The sequence below is a fragment of the Pseudomonas sp. SIMBA_067 genome (assembly GCF_046534675.1).
Classification (GTDB): domain Bacteria; phylum Pseudomonadota; class Gammaproteobacteria; order Pseudomonadales; family Pseudomonadaceae; genus Aquipseudomonas; species Aquipseudomonas putida.
The window spans coordinates 1-264 of record NZ_JAWRYH010000608.1; the positions used below are offsets into that span (position 1 = coordinate 1).

At 62.5% G+C, this 264-nt stretch carries 1 pseudogene; it reads right to left on the reverse strand.

The features are described 5' to 3' along the window. Positions 1-264 (reverse strand): annotated as a pseudogene (locus tag SB765_RS30535) (ABC transporter permease); the annotation flags it as partial.

The following is a 264-nucleotide window of genomic DNA, read 5'->3' on the forward strand; positions in this document are numbered from 1 at the left end:
GTTGCGCACGATGGGCAGGAGGGAGGCCAGGAACAACGCGAAGATGGCCGGGCCGCTGCCAATGCCGAGGACGCCGAGGGCGATGGCCAGTACGGCCAGGGGAGGGACGGTGTTGCCGATGTTGAATATCTGCATGAAGCGTTCTGCGCGCCCGACCATGTTCGGTCGGCTGAGCAGGATACCGGCGGGGATGCCCACAACGAGGGCGGCCAGCATGGAGACAAGAACGAGGATCAGGTGAGCTTGCAGGTAAAACAACAAATC